At 72.6% G+C, this 17,039-nt stretch carries 14 protein-coding genes and 2 pseudogenes; 8 read left to right on the top strand and 8 right to left on the bottom strand.

Features of this window, described 5'->3' with window-relative positions; all coding sequences use genetic code 11:
• Window positions 1-7 precede the first annotated feature (7 nt).
• The 4 genes and pseudogenes from ACFSZT_RS18625 (at window position 8) to ACFSZT_RS18610 (ending at window position 4,030) form a co-directional block, all read left to right on the top strand.
• Window positions 8-483 (top strand): annotated as a pseudogene (locus ACFSZT_RS18625) (MSMEG_6728 family protein).
• Between the two features lie 59 nt (window positions 484-542).
• Entirely contained in the window at window positions 543-2,075 is a 1,533-nt protein-coding gene (locus tag ACFSZT_RS18620) for an FAD-dependent oxidoreductase (protein ID WP_377390760.1), read from the top strand.
• Window positions 1,982-3,160: a carboxylate-amine ligase gene (locus tag ACFSZT_RS18615; protein WP_377390758.1), complete on the top strand. Its 1,179-nt coding sequence runs from the start codon at window positions 1,982-1,984 to the stop codon at window positions 3,158-3,160. Before ACFSZT_RS18620 ends, ACFSZT_RS18615 begins: the two co-directional genes overlap by 94 nt.
• Before the next feature lie 153 nt (window positions 3,161-3,313).
• Window positions 3,314-4,030 carry a hypothetical protein gene (locus tag ACFSZT_RS18610; protein ID WP_377390756.1) on the top strand — a complete coding sequence of 239 codons (717 nt, stop codon included), beginning with the start codon at window positions 3,314-3,316 and terminating at the stop codon, window positions 4,028-4,030.
• Here ACFSZT_RS18610 and ACFSZT_RS18605 read toward each other — a convergent pair.
• Window positions 3,988-5,619: a phytoene desaturase family protein gene (locus ACFSZT_RS18605; RefSeq protein WP_377390754.1), complete on the bottom strand. Its 1,632-nt coding sequence runs from the start codon at window positions 5,617-5,619 to the stop codon at window positions 3,988-3,990. The genes ACFSZT_RS18610 and ACFSZT_RS18605 overlap by 43 nt on opposite strands.
• A gap of 73 nt (window positions 5,620-5,692) precedes the next feature.
• Between ACFSZT_RS18605 and ACFSZT_RS18600 the strand changes: the two genes are divergently transcribed.
• On the top strand, window positions 5,693-6,769 hold the full coding sequence (locus ACFSZT_RS18600) for an NAD-dependent epimerase/dehydratase family protein (protein ID WP_377390752.1): 1,077 nt from the start codon (window positions 5,693-5,695) through the stop codon (window positions 6,767-6,769).
• On the opposite strand, the gene ACFSZT_RS18595 is transcribed toward ACFSZT_RS18600, so the two are convergent.
• The 3 genes and pseudogenes from ACFSZT_RS18595 to ACFSZT_RS18585 all read right to left on the bottom strand — a co-directional run bounded on the left by ACFSZT_RS18595 (window position 6,760) and on the right by ACFSZT_RS18585 (window position 9,752).
• Window positions 6,760-7,218 carry an SRPBCC family protein gene (locus tag ACFSZT_RS18595; RefSeq protein ID WP_377391557.1) on the bottom strand — a complete coding sequence of 153 codons (459 nt, stop codon included), beginning with the start codon at window positions 7,216-7,218 and terminating at the stop codon, window positions 6,760-6,762. The two genes, ACFSZT_RS18600 and ACFSZT_RS18595, sit on opposite strands and share 10 nt — an antisense overlap.
• 80 nt (window positions 7,219-7,298) lie before the next feature.
• Window positions 7,299-8,448: pseudogene (gene metX, locus ACFSZT_RS18590) on the bottom strand (homoserine O-acetyltransferase MetX).
• Window positions 8,445-9,752, bottom strand: a complete 1,308-nt coding sequence (locus ACFSZT_RS18585) for a bifunctional o-acetylhomoserine/o-acetylserine sulfhydrylase (protein ID WP_377390750.1) — start codon at window positions 9,750-9,752, stop codon at window positions 8,445-8,447. The pseudogene metX and the gene ACFSZT_RS18585 overlap by 4 nt, the downstream one beginning before the upstream one ends.
• A 254-nt stretch (window positions 9,753-10,006) precedes the next feature.
• On the opposite strand from ACFSZT_RS18585, the gene ACFSZT_RS18580 reads away from it, so the two are divergent.
• Both ACFSZT_RS18580 and ACFSZT_RS18575 read left to right on the top strand, forming a co-directional pair.
• Entirely contained in the window at window positions 10,007-10,630 is a 624-nt protein-coding gene (locus ACFSZT_RS18580; protein WP_377390748.1) for a flavodoxin family protein, read from the top strand.
• 62 nt (window positions 10,631-10,692) lie between these two features.
• Window positions 10,693-11,661 carry a bile acid:sodium symporter family protein gene (locus tag ACFSZT_RS18575; protein ID WP_377390746.1) on the top strand — a complete coding sequence of 323 codons (969 nt, stop codon included), beginning with the start codon at window positions 10,693-10,695 and terminating at the stop codon, window positions 11,659-11,661.
• A gap of 4 nt (window positions 11,662-11,665) precedes the next feature.
• Here ACFSZT_RS18575 and ACFSZT_RS18570 read toward each other — a convergent pair whose 3' ends face one another.
• Together ACFSZT_RS18570 and ACFSZT_RS18565 are read right to left on the bottom strand one after the other, a co-directional pair.
• A complete protein-coding gene (locus tag ACFSZT_RS18570) occupies window positions 11,666-12,328 on the bottom strand; it encodes a GntR family transcriptional regulator (RefSeq protein ID WP_377390744.1) in 663 nt (220 codons plus the stop codon).
• A complete protein-coding gene (locus tag ACFSZT_RS18565) occupies window positions 12,328-13,512 on the bottom strand; it encodes an acyl-CoA dehydrogenase family protein (protein ID WP_377390742.1) in 1,185 nt (394 codons plus the stop codon). Before ACFSZT_RS18565 ends, ACFSZT_RS18570 begins: the two co-directional genes overlap by 1 nt.
• A 79-nt stretch (window positions 13,513-13,591) precedes the next feature.
• Here ACFSZT_RS18565 and ACFSZT_RS18560 point away from each other — a divergent pair, with 79 nt between their 5' ends.
• The gene (locus ACFSZT_RS18560; protein ID WP_377390740.1) at window positions 13,592-14,707 is read left to right on the top strand and encodes a CaiB/BaiF CoA transferase family protein; all 1,116 of its coding nucleotides are present in this window, start codon (window positions 13,592-13,594) and stop codon (window positions 14,705-14,707) included.
• Here the strand turns inward: ACFSZT_RS18560 and ACFSZT_RS18555 are convergent.
• Both ACFSZT_RS18555 and ACFSZT_RS18550 read right to left on the bottom strand, forming a co-directional pair.
• Entirely contained in the window at window positions 14,671-16,161 is a 1,491-nt protein-coding gene (locus ACFSZT_RS18555) for a flavin-containing monooxygenase (RefSeq protein WP_377390738.1), read from the bottom strand. The genes ACFSZT_RS18560 and ACFSZT_RS18555 overlap by 37 nt on opposite strands.
• A 321-nt stretch (window positions 16,162-16,482) precedes the next feature.
• Window positions 16,483-16,896, bottom strand: a complete 414-nt coding sequence (locus ACFSZT_RS18550; RefSeq protein ID WP_377390736.1) for a hypothetical protein — start codon at window positions 16,894-16,896, stop codon at window positions 16,483-16,485.
• Window positions 16,897-17,039: the final 143 nt, after the last annotated feature.

Here is a 17,039-nt window from a genome sequence, read left to right as displayed (position 1 = left end):
CGGCCTCATGCAGACGTTCCTCCCCTACCCCGACTTCACGGCCACCGCACGTGTCCTGGACCGGCTCAGGCTGGGCAGGCAGCGGGTGGAGGCACTGCAGATCCTGCGCGGCTCACGGTGCCCGGTTACGGCTGGCGCCATCACCCCGCGGTGACGATGTGGTCCGGCTACGAGGAGGCGCTCACCCGCTACGGGCTGACGGTGTGCGCCGTGTGGGTCGCCGCCGGGCACGCCGACACCTGCGCGGGCAAGCTCCGCTCCGATCTCGCCGCGTCCGTCGGTGTTACCGATCCGCGCACCGAAGACGTGCTCGCCGCCACGAGGAACCTGCCGCCCTGGTTCGGGGACGAGGCGTTCCACCGCAGCCACGCCTCGGCGCTCGTCCGCAAGGACCCCGCCCACTACCGGCACTGGTTCCCCGATGTGCCGGACGACCTGCCCTATGTGTGGCCGGAGTCGGACCGCTCCCGGCGCACGGCCTGACCACGCGTTTTCCCACCCCGCCACGGGGAATCCCCGGGACCCGCCCAAGGAGGTACCGCATGGACGCCGACGCCCACCTGCCGCCGCCGCAGTCGCTGTGGATCGACACCGCGCCCGCGCCCCAGCGTGCGCAGCCGCGGTTGCCCGACGACGCGGACATCGTCGTGATCGGCGCCGGCATCGCCGGGCTCACCACGGCCTACCTGCTCGCGCGCGAGGGGCGGTCCGTCGTCGTGCTCGACCGCAAGGAGGTCGCGGCCGGCGTCTCCGGGCACACGACGGCGAAGCTCAGCGCACAGCACGCGCTGAAGTACCGGCAACTGGAGCGGAGCAAGGGCCGGACCGCCGCCACCCGGTACGGCGAGACCCAGCACGCGGCCCTGGAGTGGGTCGCCAAGACCGCCACCGAGCTGGCCATCGACTGCCGCCTCACCCGCCGCGACTCCTACGTCTACACCACCGACCCGCGGCAACGGGACCGGATCACCGAGGAGGCCGACGCCGCCGCCCGCGCCGGCATGCCCGCGTCGTTCACCGAGGACATCGACCTCGACGTGCCCGCCGTCGCCGCCGTCCGGTTCACCGGCCAGGCCCAGTTCCACCCGCGGCGCTGGCTCCTGGGACTGGCGGCGGAGATCGAACGGCTCGGCGGGACGATCGCCGAGCACACCGCGGCCCTGGCCGTGGACGAGTGGCCCACGCCGCGCGTGCGCACCAGCCGCGGCACGGTCCGCGCCGAGCACGTCGTCGTGGCCACGCACTACCCCATCCTCGACCGGGGCCTTTACTTCACCCGGCTCGACCCGGTCCGCGATCTCGTCGTGTGCGGGCCCGTCCCGGTCGACCGGGCACCGAGCGGGATGTACCTCGACGCCGCCACGTCCCACTCGGTGCGCACGTACGACACCGGCGAGGAGACGCTCGCGGTCGTGGGCGGCGAGCACTACCGCACCGGGGCGCACGTCGACGTCGAGACGCGGTATCGCAGGCTCGCGGAGTGGGCCCGCGAGCACGTCGGCCTCACCGAGGTCCGCTACCGCTGGTCGGCCCACGACATGTCCACACCGGACTCCGTGCCCTACGTGGGCCGCTATCACCCGTTCGCCAAGCGGCTCTGGGTGGCCACCGGGTTCGGCCAGTGGGGCATGACCGGAGGCACCGCGGCGGGACTGCTGCTGTGGCACCTCATCCAGGGAGTGACCAATCCCGCCGAGCAGCTGTACTACCCGAACCGTCTCGCGCCGCGGACGGCACCGGCCGTCGCCAAGGAAGGGGCCACGATCGCGAAGTACCTCGTCGGCGACCACATCCGCGCGCTCGCCACGTCCTGGGAGGCGAGCAGTCTCCGGCCCGGAGACGCGACCGTGGCCCGCGTCGGACCTAGGATGGCGGCGATGTACCGGGAACCCGACGGCCGGCTGCACGCGGTCGGGGCGCACTGCACCCACCAGGGTTGCCTCGTCAACTTCAACAACTCCGAGAAGACCTGGGACTGCCCGTGTCACGGTTCGCGCTTCGGCATCGACGGCTCGGTGATCCAGGGACCGGCGACCAGACCACTGCGGAGACTGGACGCGGAGGGACCGGGCTGAGCGCCCGCACGCTCGGCGTCGAGGAGGAGTTCCTGCTGGTCGACCCGACCACGTGGCAGGCCGTCCCCGTCGCCGAGGAGGTGCTCGCCCGCACCCGGTCCTATGCGGGGACGTGCCAGGCGGAGCTGCGTGCCAGCCAGGTGGAGGCCGCGACCGGTGTGTGCACGACCGCCGCCGAGCTGCGGGAGCATCTCCTGGCCGGACGGCGCGAGCTGGCGACAGCCGCACAGGCCGAGGGCGTCGTGCTCGTGTCCTGCGGCACGCCCGCGCTCGAGGGGCCGGACCCGGCGGGTGGCCCCGGCGCCCGGTTCGCGCTCATCGACGGCCTCTACCGCGGCGTCGTGACCGGCTACCAGGCGTGCGGCTGTCATGTGCACTGCGCCGTCCCCGACCGGGAACACGCCGTGGCGGTGGTGAACCACCTCCGGCCGTGGCTGCCCACCCTGCTGGCGCTGTCGGCCAACTCGCCGTACGCGCACGGCCGCGACACCGGCTACGCGAGCTGGCGGATGGTCGAGCAGTCGCGCTTCCCCGCCGCGGGCATCCCGCCGTGGTTCGCCGGCCTGAAGGCCTATCAGTCCGAAGTGGAACGGCTGCTCGACTGCGGAGCGCTCGTCGACGACCAGATGACGTTCTGGCTCGCCCGCCCCTCCCCCACGCTGCCGACCGTCGAGGTGCGCGCGGCCGACGCCGCGATCACCCCCGATGAGGCCGTCCTGCAGGCCCTGCTCGTGCGTGCCCTCGTGGACACCGCCCTGGCCGAGCTCGACCAGGGCCGCGAGGCCACGCGGGTGAACGACCGGGTCGCCGCCGTGGCGCTGTGGTCGGCCGCGCGCTACGGCCTCGCCGGGAAGGCCGTCGACCCCTGGACCGAGCACACGGGGCCGGCGACGGAACTGGTCACCGCGCTCGTCGAGCACGTCTGCCCCGCCCTGGAACGAACCGGGGACCTGCGGACCGTGCACACGATCATCGACCGCCTCCTGCGCGACGGCACCGGCGCCCAGCGGCAACGGCGCGCGGCCGCCAAGGGACTCTGGCGGGCGATGCGCTCGGTCGCCGCCGAGACCGTCCGCGACGTGTGACGAGCCGGCCACGCGGTCCGCTGCGGTCCGGCGCAAGGGCAGGCAGGGTTTCCTCGAGGACCGCGATCGCGGAGCGCCTCGGAACGAGCCGTGGTTGCCGCACCGGACCCGGCTCCGAGGAGGACCGCACCCCGCATCGGGAGAGGAGCCATCATGACCACCGCGCTGGAGCACGGCGTGCGATCCGTTGTCGACCGGGCCGCCGCGACGGCGTCCCGGCTGCGGCGTGCCCGCGCCTTCCACCCGGCGGGCGTCCTGCTCACCGGGGACCTCGAGCTCACCGCCCGCGACGCCGCACCCGCCGTCGCGGGCGTCCTCGCCGGTCCGACCGGCGAGCGCTTCGACGTCCTGGGCCGGCTGTCGAAAGGCGCGGGGACGCCCGGCGAATGGCCGGATGTCCTCGGCCTCGCCGTCCGCCTACCGGGCCCCGACGGGACGGCTCGGCCGGTGGACCTGCTGTTCAGCACAACCGGCAACGCGCCTGTCCTGCGGTGTCTGCCGCAGGCCCGCGCCGACTGGCGGGCCGGGGTGTACAGCAGCACGATGCCCTACCGGATCGCCGGGTCGCTGTGCTGGTTCGGTGCGCATCCCGACCCGGGTCCGCCGATCCCGAGCTCCACCGAGGCCTTGCGCCTGGCCACGGCTGCCGCGCCGCTGGTGTTCACGCTCGCCGTCGCCGCACCGCTCGGGCCGTGGCTGCCGATCGCGCGGCTGTCACTCACCGCCGCGCCCGGCGAACCGGGCGGCGAGGCGTTCGACTCGATGCGCAACGCCCACCCCGCGCTGCGGCCCGCTCCGCGCTGGCTGGCGGCGCTGCGGGAGCAGGCCTACGTCGGCTCGCGCCGGGGCCGGGGCGGTCCGCCCGCGTAGACGACGTCGTGCAGGCGGCTGATCACGCGGTGGTACAGCGGTCCGGCCATCCCGGCGCGCGCGAGCGCGGCCTTGGCGGCGTTGGCCCCCGGACCGCCGTGGACTGCGCCACCCGGGTGCGCCGACGCACTGGCCAGGAACAGCCGGTCGATCGGCGTGTCGGAGCGGCCGAGTCCGGGCACCGGGCGGAACACGAGCTGCTGGTGCATGGCGGCGCTGCCGCCGTTGACGGCGCCCTCCACCAGGCTGGGGTCGTCCCGTTCCAGTTCCCGCGGCCCCTGCAGGTAACGGCCGCGCACGCGGGAGGTGAACCCCGGCGCGTGCCGTTCGATGATGGCCTCCAGGTGGTCGGCGTAGCGGCGCAGCCGGTCGGCGTCCCACGCGTAACCCCGCGGCACGTGCGTGTAGGCCCACGCGGTTTCGTGTCCCGCGGGTGCCCGGGACGGGTCGGCGACCGCCATCTGCCCCAGGATCAGCATGGGGTCCTCGGGAAGCCGCCCGGCATCGACGTCGGTGCTGTACCGCGTCAGGCCCGCCAGGTCGTTGGCCAGATGAATCGTGCCCGCGCGGGCGGCATCCGGGTTCCGCCACGGGATCGGCCCCGAGAGCGACCAGTCGACCTTCACGGTCGCGTCGTCCCAGTGGAACCGGCCCAGGTCCTCCACGAACCGCGCGGGCAGCCCATCCTCCCCCACGAGCCTGCGGAACAGCACGGGCGCCGGCACGTCGGCCAGCACGGCGCGCGTGGCGCGCACCCGTGCCCCGGACACGTCCTCGACGCCCACCGCACATCCCCGCGCGGTCAGCACCCGCGTGACCGCCCGCCCGCATTCGACGCGACCACCCCGGGCCTGCAGCCTGCGCACGAGCGCACCGCTCAGCTCACCGGACCCGCCCTCGGGCACCGGGAAACCCAGATCCTGCGCGAGCATGCACAACAGCCACCCGAAGACCGAGCTCGCCGCCTGGTGCGGCCCCAGGTCGGTGTGGAGGGCGTTGCCCGACAGCAGCAGCGTCGCGCCCTCTCCCCGGAAGCGTTCCCTCCCCCAGGCCGCCGCAGGCATGGTCACCATCCGGGCGAAGCGGAGCCCGTCGGCCACCCCGAGCGCCCGCGCCAGTCGCGCCGCGGCGCGCACCGGCGGGAAAGGCGTGAACAACGCGTCGAGCAACGGCTCCCGGACCCGGGACCACGCCGCGAATTCGGTGGCCCAGACCTCTCCGTCACCGGGGTGGAACGCCGACACCGACGACATGGTGTCCTCGAGGGTGCGGGACAGCACGGCGCAGCGGTCGTCGGGCAGGATGTGCGCGAGTGGCACCGGTGCGTGGCGCCAGCGCAGACCGTGGCGCTCCAGGTCGAGGCCGGCGATCACCGGCGATGCCATGGCCATCGGGTAGAACGCGCTGAACAGGTCGTGGTGGAAACCCGGCTCGATCAGCTCGGCGCTCTGCACGGCACCCCCCGGCCGCTCCGTCGCCTCGAGCACGAGCACGCCCCACCCGGCGTCGGCCAGAAGATTCGCCGCGACCAGCCCGTTCGGTCCCGCGCCGATCACGACGGCGTCCACCGTCTCAGTAGGCCCGTTCACGCCTCCCTGCTTACCCGTTCGGCGATCACGGCACACGTGGTTTCGCCTTTCTCGCAGCGGGGACTCCGCTGGCGTGAAGGTTGTCGTCACCGGAGCCACCGGCAACGTCGGGACCGCGTTGCTGCGCCTGCTCCGTCCCGCTCGCGAATGGACGGTCACGGGCGTCGCGCGCCGCCTGCCCGACCGGGTCCGGGAACCCTACGACTGGGTCGACTGGATCTCGGCCGACGTCGGTGACCCCGCCGAGCGGGACCGGCTGGCCGGCGCGGTCGACGGTGCCGACGCCGTCGTCCACCTGGCGTGGGCGATCCACCCGAGCCGGGACGACCCGCCGATGGGGCGGACCAACGTCGCCGGAACCCGCGCGGTGTTGCGCGCGGCGGGCGAGGCCGGTGTGCCGCACCTTGTCGTCGCGTCGTCGGTGGCCGCCTACACGCCGCCGCCGCGGTGGTCGCGGGTCACGGAGGACTGGCCGTGTGGCGGCGTGCCGGCCAGCGCGTACAGCCGCGGCAAGGTGTGGCTCGAGCGGGAGCTTGACGCGTTCGCCGCCCGTCACCCCACGACCGCCGTCACCCGGCTGCGGCCGTGCGCCATCCTCCAGCGCGACGCGGCGGGCCAGTTCACCCGGTGGCTGCTGAGCAATCTGCTGCCCGGTGCGGCGGTCGGCAGGCCGTGGCTTCCGCTGCCGCTGTGGCCGCGACTGCGGGCACAGGCCGTCCATGCCGAGGACGTCGCCGCCGCGGTCCGCGCCGCCGTCGACCAGCGCGCCGCCGGCTCGTTCAACCTCGCCGCGGAACCGGTGCTCGACGCGCGCGAACTGGCGGCCGAGCTCGGTGGGCCCCAGCTACCGGTACCGCTGGCCGTGACCTCGCCGCTCGCATGGCTCACCTGGCGTGCGGGCGTGCAACCGGTGCACCCGGGCTGGCTCGCCCTCGCCGACAAGGCTGCGCTGGTGGACACCGCCCGCGCCCGGGACCTGCTCGGATGGGAGCCGCGGCACGACACGCGTTCGACGATCGCCTCGTTCGCTGCCGGCATCCGCGACGGGGCCGGGCACGGCAGCGCGCCGCTCGCGCAGCCCCCGTCAGGGGTGACCGAGCGGCTGCGCGCGGTCCCCTGGTGCAGGCCGAGTCACCAGTCTCAGGCCTGACCGCCACTGCGTGCCCGCCGGCCCACCACGATATCGGCGAGCCGGCTCAACGCCTCGGTGTTGCGCGGTTTGAGGAACAGCGCCTGCACCGCGGCCGGAACGACGCTGAGGGGCCCGGTGACCGCCTGCTCCTCCAGCACGACCGTGGTGTTGCCGTCGGGCTCGGGCCGCAGGTTCAGCCGCACCCGGGCGCGCCCGAACGGCCACAGCCGGGCGTCCAGGTCGAGCAGCTCGCCGGGGCGGACCGCGACCACGGTGGACACGTCCGGTACCTGCAGCGGCCAGACCCCGGCGCTGTGGTGGATGCGGCTGCCCTCCGCGGGCCAGTCCCGGTCAACCTGCCGGATGTGTGCGTTGCCGACGACCCAGCCCGCGTAGCACCAGCCGTCGGCCAGCACCGCGAACACCTCGTCGGGCGACGCGGGGAACACGCGGCTCACCGCGATCATCGGCTCGTCACCAGGCGCCATGCGCAGGACGTACCCCCAACGCCCGGTCGTCACACCCCGGAGGGCAGGCGACGGTGGCGCTACGGCGACGCCAGCAGCAGATCGGTGAGCAGGTCGGCCACCTGGCCGGTCTCGATGAGGAAACCGTCATGCCCGTGCGCCGACTCGATCACCCGCAGTTCCTTCGCGGCCGGGATGTCGGCCGCCAGCGCCTCCTGCTGGTACAACGGGTAGATGCGGTCGCTGTCGACGCCCGCGACCAGCGTGGTCGCCGTGACCCGCCGCAACGCCTCCGCCACACCGCCGCGGCCGCGGCCGACGTCGTGGGCGTTCATCGCCTCGGACAGCCGCACGTAGCTGCCCGCGTCGAACCGCCCGACGAGCTTGCCCGCGTGATGGTCCAGATAGGACTCCACCGCGAACCGGCCGCCGTCCATCGGGTCCTCGCCGGGTTGCGCCGCCCGCCCGAACCGCGTCGCGAGCTCCGGCTCGGCGCGGTAGGTCAGGTGAGCGATGCGCCGGGCCACGCCCAGCCCGAGGTGCGGCCCGTCGCTGTCCGGCTCGGTGTAGTAGTCGCCGCCGCACCAGCCCGCGTCCGAGGTGATGGCCTTGATCTGCACCGACGTCCACGCGATCTGATCGGCGCTGGCCTGGGCGGTCGTGGCGAGCAGCGCCGCCCGGCGCACCCGCTCCGGATACATCACCGCCCATTCCAGCGCCCGCATCCCGCCCATCGACCCGCCGACGACGAGCGCCCACGAGCCGATGCCGAGCTCGTCGGCCAAGGCGGCCTCGGCCACGACCATGTCGCGGATCGTCACCGCGGGAAACCGGCTACCCCACGGCTTGCCGTCGGGCGCGGTCGACGACGGGCCGGTGCTGCCCTGACAGCCGCCGAGCGCGTTAGGCGCGACGATGAACCACTCCGCCGGATCCAGCGCCTTGCCGGGGCCGATCAGGCCGTCCCACCAGCCCTCGGTCGGGTGGCCCGGGTTCCGCGGGCCCGGCGACGTGGCTGTCACCCGTGAGCGCGTGCAGCACCAGCACCGCGTTCGACCCGTCCGGCGCTCGCTCGCCCCAGGTCTCGTAGGCGAGGCGGTATCCGGGCAGGACACCGCCTCGTTCCAACGAGAGCGGCCCGGGCGAGGTGTACCACCGGCGCCGGCCGGGCGGGTCGCCCTCCCGCCACGCACCGGTGGCGGGAGGCACGCGCCCCTCGGGCTGGGTCACAGCTTGTCCTTGGCCGCCCGGAAACCCGCTTCGAGATCGGCCTTGAGGTCCTCCAGACCCTCCAGCCCGACGGACAGGCGCACCAGGCCCGGTGTCACCCCGCTGGCGAGCTGCTCCTGCGGGTTCAACTGCGAGTGGGTCGTGCTGGCCGGGTGAGCGATGAGGCTGCGCACGTCGCCGATGTTCACCAGCTGGCTGAACAGCTCGGTGCCGTCGACGAACGCCCGGCCCGCGTCGACGCCGCCGCGCAGCTCGAACGACAGCACCGCACCGGCGCCCTTGGGCAGGTACTTGCGGGCCAGCTCGTAGTACGGGTTCGACGGCAGGCCCGCGTAGTACACCCGCTCGACCTCGTCGCGCTGCTCGAGCCATTCCGCCAGCGCCTGAGCGTTGCTGAGGTGGCGTTCCATCCGCAGCGAGAGCGTCTCGACGCCCTGCAGGATCAGGAAGCTGTTCAGCGGGGCGATCGCGGCGCCGGTGTCGCGCAGCAACTGCACGCGGGCCTTCGCGGCGAACGCTCCGGGGCCGAGCGCCTCCCAGTACTTGAGGCCGTGGTAGCTCGGGTCGGGCTCGTTGAAGCCGGGGAACCGCTCCGGCTGCGCACCGAAGTCGAACGTGCCACCGTCGACCAGCACACCGGCGACCGTGGTGCCGTGGCCGCCGAGGTACTTCGTCGCGGAGTGGATCACCACGTCGGCCCCGTGCTCGATCGGGCGCAGCACGTACGGCGTCGGGATGGTGTTGTCGACCAGCAGCGGCACCCCGGACTCGTGGGCCACGTCAGCCACGGCCCGCACGTCGAGCACGTTGCCCGCGGGGTTGGCCAGCGTCTCCCCGAAGAACGCCTTGGTGTTGGGCCGTACGGCCGCGCGCCACTGCTCCGGGTCCTCCTGCTGCTCGACGAAGGAGACCTCGATGCCGAGCTTCGGCAGCGTGTAGTGGAACAGGTTGTAGGTGCCGCCGTACAGCTTGGCGCCGGAGACGATGTGGTCACCGGCGTTGGCGACGTTGAGGACGGCCGCGGTGGTCGCGGCCGAGCCGGACGCGAACGCGAGCGCCGCCACCCCGCCCTCGAGCGAGGCGATGCGCTGCTCCAGCACGTCTTGCGTCGGGTTCATGATGCGCGTGTAGATGTTGCCCGGCTCGGCGAGGCTGAACAGGTCGGCGCCGTGCTGCGTATCGCGGAAGACGTAGGACGTGGTCTGGTAGATCGGCGTCGCGCGGGCTCCGGTCGCTGGATCCGGTGCGGCGCCCGCGTGGATCTGCCGGGTGTCGAACGACCAGCTGGCCGGTGTGTCTGTCATGGATGCCTGCCTTCTCCTCGTCGAGGGATTGGTCATCTCATTAGACGATCAACCCGTGGACACGCGCACCCTATCCCAGCACCCGGGACGATCTCTGTCATCAGCTTGGGGGACACCGGTCTCAACTTTCGGAACGAAAGGAAAGCGCCGGGTCCGTTCGCGCCCGGGTGGTCTGGGCCGGCGAGCGCCGTACTCTGCCGCGGGCGGCCACCGGCGACGGAGTACGGCGCAGCCGGCTCGGGTACCCCGGGCGCATGACTTCAGCAACCGACACCCCACTCCGGGCGCTCGCGCTCACCTGCAGCCTCAAGCCTTCGCCCGACAGCTCCAGCAGTCAGCTGATCGCCGAACAGCTGCTCACCGAACTCGGCAAGCACGGCGTCGACGGCGAACTGGTGCGCGTCGTCGACCACGACGTCAGGCCCGGCGTGCAGATCGACATGGGAGACGGGGACGCGTGGCCGCGCCTGCGCGAGAAAGTCGTCGCCTCCGACATCCTGCTTATCACGACGCCGACCTGGGTCGGCCACATGTCCAGCGTCGCCCAGCGGGTGCTCGAACGGCTCAACGCGGAGCTGTCGGAGACCGACGACGAGGGCAGACCGTCCATGGCGGGCAAGGTGGCCGTCGCCGCGGTGGTCGGCAACGAGGACGGCGCCCACAAGATCATCGCCGACCTGTTCCAGGCGCTGAACGACATCGGCTTCAGCATCCCGTCGCAGGGCGCCACCTACTGGAACAACGAGGCGATGAATCCCGTCGACTACCAGGACCTCGAGTCCACCCCGGAAGCCGTGGCGAGCACGAACGCGACACTGGCCCGCAACGCCGCCCACCTCGCGCGGCTGCTGCATTCCGCCCAGTACCCGGCGAGCTGACCGGCGCCGTGTCCTAGAGTGGCCGGTCGGCTCAGCTGACCGGAGGCTCGGGAGTGCAGGACATGGCACAACGACGAGGCATGTTGCTGGCGGTCGCCGATTTCGCGGGCCGTTGGTTCGCCGTACTGGTGCTGCTCGGCGGTCTGGCCGGCATGGTGGCCCCGGAGCAGACCACACCCGTCGCCGAGTACGTGCCGGTGTTCCTCGGCGTGATCATGTTCGGCATGGGGCTGACCCTGCGCGCCGCCGACTTCGCGCTCGTGCTGCGCAGGCCGCTCGCCGTGCTGTTCGGCCTCCTCGCGCAGTTCCTCATCATGCCGCTCACCGCGTGGGGTATCGGCCAGCTCTTCGGCCTGTCCGGGGCCTTGCTGATCGGCATGGTACTCGTCGGCGCGGCACCCGGCGGCACGGCGTCCAACGTCATCGTCTATCTGGCGCGCGGTGATGTGGCGCTGTCGGTGACCTTGACGTCGGTCGCCACCCTGCTCGCCCCGCTGCTCACGCCGTTGTGGGTGCTGGCGCTGGTCGGCTCGGAGCTCCCGGTCGGCTTCGGTGACCTGTTCGCCTCGATCGCGCAGGTGGTGCTGCTGCCCATCGTGGCGGGGGTGCTCGTGCGCGCGATCGCCGGTGGTCTCGTCCAGCGCGTCCTGCCGTATCTCCCGCTCATCTCCGTCGCCGGGATCGTGGTCGTCGTGGCGAGCATCGTGGGCTCCAACGCGGACACCGTCGCCGCGAGCGGGCTCCTGCTGGTGCTCGCGGTGGTCGCGCACAACGGAGCCGGGCTCGCGCTCGGCTACCTCGCGGCGAAGGTCGCCGGCCTGGACGAGTCGGCCCGGAGGGCGGTCAGCGTCGAGGTCGGGATGCAGAACTCGGGGCTGGCGGCGAGCCTGGCCACGAGCCACTTCGCCCCGGCGGCCGCCCTGCCCGGCGCGTTGTTCTCCGTGTGGCACAACGTGTCCGGTGCACTGCTGGCCACCTTCTGGGCGCGCCGCGCCGCCGAACCGGCCCAGGGCGATCCGGCGCGCCGCTGACCGGTCACTCCGGCGCGTCGAGCACCGCGGTGAGCACCTCGAGCGCGCGGGCCCGGTGGGCCTCGAGCTCGGCGACGAGGGTGTCGGCGTCCCGGCGGCGCACGGCATCCAGGATCTCGTCGTGGGCGTGCAGGGTGAGCGTCCGTTCCTCCGGGGAGTTGTAGTACATCGCCCGGTACGCCTCGGTGGAGTCCCACAGCAGCCGGATGAGCCGCATGGTGTGCACCTGGTCGGGAGACTCCAGCATGCCGAAGTGGAACCGGCGGTTGGCCGCCAGTTCCGCCGCGACGTCGCCCCGCTCGGCGGCCTCGGCGCAGTCCCGGGCCGCCAGGGCGATGCGCTCGATCGCGTCCTCGTCGAGTGTCGGCAGGGCCGCGCGGACGGCGCGTTCCTCCAGGATCCGGCGCAGCTCGTAGATCTCGGCGAGGTCGTTCGCGCACAGTTCGGTGATGAAGTAGCCGCGCCGCGGCCGGTACACCACCTGGCCTTCCTGTTCTAGCACACGCAGCGCCTCCCGCACCGGCGCCACGCTCACGCCGAGGCCCTCGGCGATCTCCTCCTGCCGGACCCGCTGGCCCGGCCGGAGGTCGCCCGCGATGATCGCGCGGCGCAGGCCGTCGAGCGCGTGCTGCGCCGTGGTGCCCGGGCCGCTCCGCTGCGTGCGCATCAGCGGAAGGCGGCAGGCACGCCGGCCACCGCGCCGCCGACCACGAGGGCGTGGACGTCGGCGGTGCCCTCGTAGGTGACCACCGACTCGAGGTTCGTCATGTGCCGGATCACCGGGTACTCCAGCGTGATGCCGTTCGCGCCGAGCACCTGCCGTGCCGTGCGCGCCACCTCCAGCGCGGCGTTGACGTTGCCGAGCTTGCCCATGCTGACGTGCTCGGGCCGCAGCGTCCCCGCGTCCTTCATGCGCCCGAGGTGCAGGGCGAGCAGGGTCGCGCGGTTGACCTCCAGCGCCATCGTCGCGAGCTTCTGTTGCTGCAGCTGGAACGACGCGATCGGCCTGCCGAACTGGATCCGGGTGGTGCTGTAGTCCACAGCGGACTCCAGGCATGCCCGCGCGGCACCCGCCGCTCCCCAGACGATCCCGTACCGCGCCTCGTTGAGGCACGACAGCGGACCGCGCAGCGACGTCGCACCCGGGAGCACGGCGGCATCGGGCAGCCGGACGCCGTCCAGCACCAGCTCCGAGGTGACCGACGCGCGCAGCGACATCTTGCTGTGGATGTCGTGCGTGCTGAAACCCGGCGTGCCCTTCGGGACGAGGAAACCGCGCACGCCGTCGTCCGTGCGTGCCCACACCACGGCGACGTCGGCGAGCGAGCCGTTGGTGATCCACATCTTGCGGCCGTTCAGCACCCAGTCGGCGCCGTCACGGCGAGCGTTGGTACGCATGGAACCTGGGTCGGAGCCCGAGTCCGGCTCGGTGAGGCCGAAGCAGCCGATCGCCTCACCGGCCGCCATGCGGGGCAGCCACTCCTGCTTCTGCTCCTCCGAGCCCCAGCGGTGGATGGCGAACATCGCCAGCGAACCCTGCACCGACACCATGCTGCGCACGCCGCTGTCGCCGGCCTCGAGCTCCATGCAGGCCAGGCCGTAGGCGGTCGCGCTCGCTCCCGCGCAGCCGTAGCCCTCGAGGTGCATGCCGAGCACTCCGAGCTTGCCGAGCTCGCGAGCGAGTTCCCGGGGGATGCGGGCCTGCTCGAACCACTCCCCGGCGTGCGGTACGACGTGCTCGCGTACGAAGCAACGCACGACGTCGCGGATGTCGCGCTCCTCCGGCGAGAGCTGGTCGTCGATCGCGAGGAAGTCGCGTGGGTCGAGTGACCGGGCGCTGGTGCTGGCCATGTTGGTTGCCTCTCCTTGACCGTCGTCTGGCCGAACCATAGCGTGAATCTTCGAAATTCGAAAAGAGGAGAGCCACCTGATGTCTTCGTCGCTGGGCGACCTCCGGGTCGTCGACTTCTCGCGGGTCCTGGCCGGGCCGTTCGCGACCATGCTGCTCGCCGACCTCGGTGCCACGGTCACCAAGATCGAGCGCCCGGGCACGGGCGACGACACCCGCAGCTGGGGACCGCCCTACGACGACACGGGCCAGGCGACCTACTTCCAGTCCGTCAACCGCAACAAGGACAGCATCGCCCTCGACCTCGGCACGCCCGAAGGGCTCGCCCGCGCCCGTGCGCTCGCGCTGGAGGCCGACGTCGTGGTCGAGAACTTCCGGCCCGGGCTGATGGACGACCTCGGCCTCGGCTACGAGACGCTCCGCGCCGGCAACCCCGGCCTCGTGTACTGCTCGATCACCGGGTTCGGCCGGGACCGCGGAGCCGCCCTGCCCGGATACGACCTGCTGATCCAGGCGCTCGGCGGGCTGATGAGCATCACCGGCGAGCCCGGCGGGCAACCGCAGAAGGTCGGCGTCGCCGTTGTGGACGTGCTGTCCGGGTTGTTCGCCACCGTCGGCATGCTGGCGGCGGTCCGCCACCGCGACGCGACCGGTGAGGGCCAGCGCGTGGAGATCAACCTGCTGTCGTCGCTGCTGGCCGCACTGGTCAACCAGGGCTGCGCCTACACGGCCGCGGGCGTCGTGCCGACGAGGATGGGCAACGAGCATCCGAGCGTCGCGCCCTACGAAGTGCTCCCGTGCGGCGAGGGCGACCTCGTGCTCGCGGTCGGCAACGACCGCCAGTTCCGCGTGCTGTGCGAGCTGCTCGCCGAACCGGACCTCGGGACCGACCCACGCTTCGCCACCAACAGCGCCCGCGTGGAGCACCGGGCCGAGCTCCGCGACGAACTGGTGCGCCTGCTCGCCGAGCGGCCGGCGGCCGACTGGGCCAAGACGCTGAGCGACGCGCGGGTGCCCGCCGGTGTCGTCAACGACATCGCGGCCGCGTTCGAGCTCGCCGGTGAGCTGGGCCTCGACCCCATCGTGACGGTCCCGCGCGGCGACGGCACCGCCGCCCGGCTGACACGCAACCCGATCGGGCTGTCCGCCACTCCCCCGGTCTACCGCTCGGCGCCGCCACCGCTCGCCGACGCGTAGGGCGCGCGGGCGAACCGCACACCGTCGTCGACCGGGCCGTGCCGCAGCAGCACGACGTCGCGGGGATAGTTCTGGTGCAGCCGCCACGGCGTCGCCCGCCCCTGCTTCGGCAGGCGGTCCAGACTGCGCAGGACGTAGCCCGCCTTCAGGTCGATGAGCGGCTCGGCAGGGCCCTCGCCGGGCGGCAGGACCGGTGTGACCTGCCGGTAGCCGTGGGCGTCCAGGTGCCGCAGCAACCGGCAGACGTACTCGCTCACGAGGTCCGCCTTGAGGGTCCACGACGCCGCGGTGTAGCCGATGGTCAGCGCGAAGTTCGGCACGCCGCTGAGCATCATGCCCTTGTACGCCACCGTGTCCGCCACGTCGACGGGCTCGCCGTCCACGTCCAGCGCCATGCCGCCGATCGCCAGCAGGTTCAGACCGGTCGCCGTCACGACGATGTCGGCCTGGAGCTCCTCACCCGAGGAAAGCCGGATGCCCTTCTCGGTGAAGGTCTCGATCGTGTCGGTGACGATGGACGCGCGGCCGCGGCGAAGGGCGTCGAACAGGTCGCCGTCCGGCACGAAGCACATCCGCTGGTCCCACGGCCCGTAGCGCGGGCGGAAATGCCGGTCCACGTCGAAGTCCGCCGGCAGGGCCGCGCGCACGCCCTTTTCGATGAGCCGGCGCATCAGGCCGGGGCGCCTGCGGCTCAGCTGGAACACCAGGGTCAGGGCCGCCACACCCTTCCAGCGGGCCAACGCGTAGGTCAGCCGATCGGGCAGGAACCGGCGCAGCACCCTGGCGAGCGGGTCCGAGGACGGGACCGACAGCACATAACTCGGGGAGCGCTGCAGCATCGTCACGTGCTCGGCGGTGTCCGCCATGGCAGGCACGAGTGTCATGGCCGTGGCGCCGCTGCCGATGACGATCACACGGCTGCCGGTGTGGTCGAGATCCTCCGGCCAGTGCTGGGGATGCACCAGTATGCCGGTGTATTCCTCCACGCCCGGGAGGTCGGGTGTGTACCCCTCGTCGTAGCGGTAGTAGCCGGAGCACACGAACAGGAACGAGCACGTGAGGCTCACCTGGTCCCCGGTGTCCGTGCGCTCCACCCGGACCGTCCACTGTGCACGCTCGGTGGACCAGGACGCGCCCACGACGCGGTGGCGGTACCGGATGTGGCGCTCGATCCCGTGTTCCCGCGCGGTGTCACGGATGTAGTCGCGGATGGTGGCTCCGTCGGCGATCGCCTCCGGACGCCGCCACGGCCGGAAGTCGTAGCCGAGCGTGAACATGTCCGAATCGGAACGCACACCCGGGTACCGGAACAGATCCCAGGTCCCGCCGATCGCACCGCGGGCCTCGAGCACGGCGAAGGTCTTGTCCGGGCACCTGTCCCGCAGCCGGCAGGCCGCTCCGATGCCCGACAGGCCCGCGCCGACGATCAGGACGTCCACGTGTTCGACCGGCATGTCCACGCCCCTCCCGGGCCGCGACCACGACGTACGGCAGCCCGTCCGGCCGACGCTACCAACGCGGCGACGTCAGGACCACCGGCCACGGGCCGAGCGCCTGCCGTGTCTGCCGTCTGCGTCGCTGTGTCGGCCGCTCAGGTCGTCGTGTCTGCTCGCCGCGTCGGCTGGTTCGCCAACCAATCACGCGCGCGGCCGACACGGCCACGGGAACGGCGCACACGACGACGCCAACGGCGGACACGGCTACCGGAGCGGCGCAGACACGGCGGCGAACTGCCGAGCCGCCCCGAGCGGCCGCCGGCTCGCGGTGCGGGTTGCTCAGCCGACTCCGACCGTCTCGCGGGGCGCCATGTCCGCGAACGGCATCTCCCCCGCGTGACCGTTGCCGCCGTCGAACGGCTCGAAGTCGAACCGCACGTCGCCCGCGGTCAGCACGCGCGGGGTGACGATGCCGGCGGCCCCACTCGCCGACAACTGGGCGAGCAGCCGGGCCAGGGACTCGGGTGCCCGCTGCGGCTCGAGGTCACTCTGCAGCAGGGTGCGGTGCAGGTTCGCCATGTCCCAGCCGTTCGCGTCGCCGCTGCCCGCGGGCGCGTTGAGCGCGGCGGTCAGCAGCCAGCGGCCCGGCTTCCCGGACAACGAGGGTGTGCGGTGGGCGCTGATGCCGATGACCTGGTCGGCTCGGACGAGCCCGTCACTGAGTGTGCGAATCCAGACGCTCTGCAGTGCCATCTCACTCCTCCAGCGCACCCTGCCGGGCCGGGTGGACCCGGCGTCAGCCGAACTTGCCTGCATCCACTGACACAGAGTATCTCCGTTTGCCATGTGACTCAAGTTGCAGTGGCAACCATAGGTTGTTTGCAATCTCGGTCGTA

Source organism: Prauserella oleivorans (assembly GCF_042685745.1).
In the GTDB taxonomy this organism is placed as follows: Bacteria; Actinomycetota; Actinomycetes; order Mycobacteriales; family Pseudonocardiaceae; genus Prauserella_A; species Prauserella_A oleivorans.
This window is presented reverse-complemented; position numbering and strand designations above follow the sequence as displayed.